Here is a 380-nt window from a genome sequence, read left to right as displayed (position 1 = left end):
GCGCGAGCTCGCCGCATCCCACGACCAGTCCGCGCGCGCCGCGTATTACGGCTCCCCCGCGATCGCCGCCCAGGAGGCCGACGAGGCCGCTCTGAACGACGACATCCGTGCCCATCTGAAGGACAAGCAGGGCGGGGCCGCCGCGTGAGCCACCGGTTCGGGGAACTCTGGACGGTCCAGCTCGGCGACCGCGAAGAGGTACGTCTCGTCGTATCCGGCGACTTCTACCACACCCTCTACGGCGACAACGTGCTCACCGCATACGTCGAAGCCGCCGACATGGCCAGCGCGTTGACGGCGTTCTCCATCGACGTCGGTGGAGGCCGGGCGGCGATGGTCGACCGCATCGCAACCGTGCACAGCGGCCGGCTGAAGGAGAA

General features: G+C 68.9%; 1 protein-coding gene. It reads left to right on the top strand.

Annotated elements, in window-relative coordinates; genetic code table 11:
• Window positions 1-144: 144 nt before the first annotated feature.
• Window positions 145-380 (top strand): hypothetical protein (locus tag FLW16_RS43230; RefSeq protein WP_142566743.1); only part of this gene is annotated, 236 nt, incomplete at its 3' end.

Origin of the sequence: Microbispora sp. KK1-11 (genome assembly GCF_006874435.1) — a bacterium.
Taxonomy (GTDB): Bacteria; Actinomycetota; Actinomycetes; order Streptosporangiales; family Streptosporangiaceae; genus Microbispora; species Microbispora catharanthi.
The sequence above is the reverse complement of the archived record's forward strand: the minus strand, read 5'-3'. Positions and strand labels throughout refer to the sequence as shown.